Annotated in this window: 4 protein-coding genes; 3 read left to right on the plus strand and 1 reads right to left on the minus strand. The window is 53.8% G+C overall.

Features of this window, described 5'->3' with window-relative positions; translation table 11 throughout:
• The first annotated feature begins 149 nt into the window (after positions 1 to 149).
• Both KBX14_RS11045 and tyrS read left to right on the plus strand, forming a co-directional pair.
• Positions 150 to 332, plus strand: a complete 183-nt coding sequence (locus tag KBX14_RS11045) for a Trm112 family protein (protein WP_256042554.1) — start codon at positions 150 to 152, stop codon at positions 330 to 332.
• 35 nt (positions 333 to 367) lie between these two features.
• Positions 368 to 1,636 (plus strand): tyrosine--tRNA ligase, encoded by a 1,269-nt coding sequence (gene tyrS, locus KBX14_RS11050; protein ID WP_071573910.1) that lies wholly within the window; start codon positions 368 to 370, stop codon positions 1,634 to 1,636.
• A gap of 46 nt (positions 1,637 to 1,682) precedes the next feature.
• Here tyrS and KBX14_RS11055 read toward each other — a convergent pair whose 3' ends face one another.
• On the minus strand, positions 1,683 to 2,210 hold the full coding sequence (locus tag KBX14_RS11055; RefSeq protein WP_256042555.1) for a gluconokinase: 528 nt from the start codon (positions 2,208 to 2,210) through the stop codon (positions 1,683 to 1,685).
• A gap of 191 nt (positions 2,211 to 2,401) precedes the next feature.
• Here KBX14_RS11055 and KBX14_RS11060 point away from each other — a divergent pair, with 191 nt between their 5' ends.
• On the plus strand, positions 2,402 to 3,781 hold the full coding sequence (locus KBX14_RS11060) for a GntP family permease (RefSeq protein WP_256006572.1): 1,380 nt from the start codon (positions 2,402 to 2,404) through the stop codon (positions 3,779 to 3,781).
• Positions 3,782 to 4,019 lie beyond the last annotated feature (238 nt).

The raw sequence follows: 4,019 nt of genomic DNA on the forward strand, positions 1-4,019 counted from the left end.
AATGGAACTGTTTTGAAAACCATATCTGGTTGTTGGCCGAGGTCATCCCAGGAAACCAGATAGATTTATACACACAAAATGTCCCTTAAGCCCTTTTTGTAGTGGTGGCGTCGATAAGTGACTAACAAGGGTGAGGTAAGCTCAACTGCATGAGTCTTGATCCCAAACTTCTCGACGTACTGGTGTGCCCGCAAGACAAAGGGCCGCTTGAGTATAAGGAAGACGAACAGTTGCTGGTGAATGAACGCATTGGTGTCGCGTATCGGATCGACGGTGGTATCCCAGTCCTGCTAATCGACGAAGCAGTTCCCTATACAAACACCCACAAGTAACGACGCTGGGAAGACGACTCTCTGAAAGGAATTTCATGACTAACGCAAACATTATCGACGAACTCGAGTGGCGTGGCCTGATCAATCAGCACACGGATCTGGAGGCGTTGCGTGAAGAAACGCAGAAGCCCATCACGTTGTACTGTGGCTTCGACCCGACTGGCCCTTCACTACATGCCGGTCACCTGGTGCCGCTGCTGATGCTGCGCAGGTTCCAACTCGCTGGACACCGGCCAATTGTGCTAGCAGGTGGTGCTACCGGCAAGATAGGCGACCCGCGTGACGTGGGCGAGCGCACGATGAATTCCGATGACACTGTGGCAGATTGGGCCGAACGAATTGGAGATCAGCTGTCAAAGTTCGTCGATTTTGACGGTGAGAACGGTGCGCTGCTGCTGAATAATAATGATTGGATTAAGGACTGGAAGGTCATCGAGTTCCTTCGGGACGTCGGCAAGCATTTTTCGCTCTCCACAATGCTGAGTCGTGATACCGTCAAGCGTCGCCTGGAAAACGACGGAATTTCTTTTACCGAGTTCTCGTACATGCTGTTGCAGGCACATGACTTTGTACAGTTGCGTCGTACGCACAACTGTGTGCTGCAGGTTGGTGGTGGCGACCAGTGGGGCAACCTGGTGGCTGGTGTTGATCTGAACCGACGCATGGATTCGGAGCGCGTGCATGCGCTGACTGTTCCGCTTGTGACGGACTCCGAGGGCAAGAAGTTTGGCAAGTCCACGGGTGGTGGTTCGTTGTGGCTTGATCCAGAAATGACCAGCCCGTACACCTGGTACCAGTACTTTGTGAATGCTGCGGACGCCGATGTGATCCGGTACCTGCGGTGGTTCACTTTTCTCGATAAGGAAGAGCTGGATGCTCTTGCCGTCGAGGTCGAAGAGCGACCATTTAAGCGAGAGGCACAGAAGCGGTTGGCGCAAGAGATGACAGATCTCGTCCATGGCCGCGAAGCTCGTGAGGCGGTTGAGTTAGCGTCCCAGGCGCTATTCGGTAAAGCAGATCTGACTGATCTCGATGAGCGTACCTTGGCCAGCGCTGTTGCCGAGACGAATGTGTTCGAGGTCGCGGCTGGAGCTGAAGTCAGCATCGTGGACATGCTGGTCGGCTCCGGCTTGGCCGACTCGAAGGGTGCTGCCCGTAGATCGCTGAAGGAAGGCGGCATTTACGCCAACAACGAGCGTGTAGTAGATGAGAACTGGGTTCCATCCGTGGATGATTTTCTGCATGGAACCTGGCTCGTGCTGCGTCGTGGTAAGAAGACATTCGCAGGCGTGAAGCGCAGCTAGGCGCAGGTGACAGCATCTGAAAGCAACGCGGTGGTAGAGCAGAAGCCTATGCCACCGCGTTAAGTCTTTCCATGATGGTTGCTGCGATGCCCTCGGGAGTGTCATCGATATCCACAGCGAAACCCAGCTCGTCTGGTTGGAGCGATTCAAGCGTATCTAGCTGGGAATCCAACATTGAAGCAGGCATGAAGTGATCCGTACGGTGGCTCAGTCGTTTCAGCAGTAGCTCACGCGGCCCGTCTAGGTGCACAAATATAAGGGGTACGTCGGCTAGTCGGAGCTTGTCGCGATAAATGCGTTTCAGCGCTGAACATGTAACGACGGTTCGCTTTCCAGCACTGTCTTGCTTTTGAAGCCAGTTCGAGAGTTTCTCAAGCCACGGCCAGCGGTCCTCGTCGGTGAGAGGTTGGCCCTTACTCATCTTTTCGACGTTTTCCGCCGGATGAAACTTATCAGCCTCGACGAGTTCAAAGCCGGATCTCTGCGCAAGAATCTCGGCGATGGTGGTCTTTCCACTTCCGCACACTCCCATAAGGATGAGGTGCGCCGGGGGTAGCTTCTCTGCTTCATGCATGTTCTTCCCTCCTTGATGCTTCACGAGTGGGGGTAGCTAAAGAAAGCGTCGCCCTGACATTGATGCAGTGCACGATCGCCCACTGAAGTATGTGTATTCTAACGCTATAGCCAGTTTTCCGTATTGACGCCCCGTAGATCGGTGCGTCGATACGGCCTTGAAGCCTCGCTTGAGAAGAGACAGGATAGCTCATGGAAACTTGGGAACAGACGTTGTCGGCCGGCCCCTTAATGGGGATCGCTGCGGTCGGCATTGCCCTCATTCTTTTGCTCATTATTCAGTTCAAGGTCCATGCGTTCGTCACGCTGATTCTTGTGTCTGTCTTGACCGCTATCGCGGCAGGCATTCCAACAGGAGAACTGTATGACGTTGTGATGGGCGGCTTCCGATCCACACTTGGCGACGTCGGTATTCTTGTCGGTTTGGGCGCGATGCTTGGCAAACTTATTGAGTACTCCGGTGGCGCTAGAGTCCTCGCCAACACGATGATCGATAGGTTCGGCGAGCGGCGAGCGCCGATGGCGCTTGGTGTGGCCTCGCTCTTGCTTGGCTTCCCAATGTTTTTCGACGCCGGCCTCGTTGTCATGCTGCCGATCATTTTCGCAGTTGCCGCTCGTATCGGTGGACCAATCTTGCTCTACGCAATTCCGACGGTTGCTGCATTCTCTGTCATGCACGTCTTCGTGCCTCCGCATCCAGGACCAGTCGCTGCTTCGACATTCTTCGACACAAACCTTGGTCTGCTGATCGTTTTTGGCTTGATTGTTGCAGTTCCAACGTTTTATGTTTCGGGCCTTTTGTGGGGTAAGTATTGCGCAAAGAAGTTCCCGTTTACGTCAGTAGCAAACGCCGTTTTCAACTCGGACGACAGCGATATTAAGTCATTACCGAAAACAGGCACTGTCATTACGATTCTGCTGCTCCCGATGCTGTTGATATTCCTGAACACGGGTGTCGACTTTGCGACGAAATCTGGCGCAATTACAGGTGACGAAACCTGGGCGCAGGCGTTCACATTCCTTGGAAAGTCCGGTATTGCGCTGTTGATTTCGGTTCTCGTCGCGCTTCCAGTGCTCGGGACCTCACGTGGGGTGAAGGGTTCGGCGCTGGAAAAACTCGTCGATTCGGCGTTAGGGCCAATTGCATCCGTTGTGTTCATTACTGGTGCCGGTGGCATGTACGGCGGAGTTCTTCGTGCGTCTGGTATCGGCGATGCCATCGCGGATCTCATGCAAGGACTAGGAATTCCAGTCATCCTCGCTGTGTACTTGGTAGCGGTGATCATGCGCGTTGCGCAGGGATCTGCAACTGTAGCGCTGACAACCACGGCCGGATTGATGGCTCCAGCAGTACTGGCTGGCGGCTACTCGGAAATTCAGATCGTCGCAATTACATTGGCGTGTGCGGCCGGTTCGGTTTGCTGCTCTCTAGTGAACGACTCCGGCTTCTGGCTTGTGGGCCGTCTTTTTGGGATGGACGTCAAGACCACACTGAAAACTTGGACGCTGCAGCAGACCATAGAATCCGTGGCGGCATTCCTAATCACGCTTCTGATCTTTGTCCTTTTCTAACTCCTCGAGAAGGCGTTAGGGGAACGCAATCTGATCCGTTAGCGCCTTCTCAATAAACTACTTCTACCAGCCAATTTGTGTTGTTGTTGGTGTGTGTGTAACTTTATGTGAGTCAGCGAGACCGACAACGCCCCGCCAGACAGACTCTTTGAAGGGTTGGTTGGTGAGATGGCGGTTAGGAAAACTACCGCTGGCCGACATAATGAAATAGGTTCTGTGATGCGGCGCGTGTTTGCGT

It is taken from the genome of Corynebacterium sp. CCUG 61414 (assembly GCF_024453945.1).
Classification (GTDB): Bacteria; Actinomycetota; Actinomycetes; order Mycobacteriales; family Mycobacteriaceae; genus Corynebacterium; species Corynebacterium pseudogenitalium.

Excerpts from the sequence above, each read along its gene's own strand:
- KBX14_RS11045 (WP_256042554.1), top strand. The coding sequence starts at position 150 with ATGAGTCTTGATCCCAAACTTCTCGACGTACTGGTGTGCCCGCAAGAC.
- tyrS (WP_071573910.1), top strand. The coding sequence starts at position 368 with ATGACTAACGCAAACATTATCGACGAACTCGAGTGGCGTGGCCTGATC.
- KBX14_RS11055 (WP_256042555.1), bottom strand. The coding sequence starts at position 2,210 with ATGCATGAAGCAGAGAAGCTACCCCCGGCGCACCTCATCCTTATGGGA.
- KBX14_RS11060 (WP_256006572.1), top strand. The coding sequence starts at position 2,402 with ATGGAAACTTGGGAACAGACGTTGTCGGCCGGCCCCTTAATGGGGATC.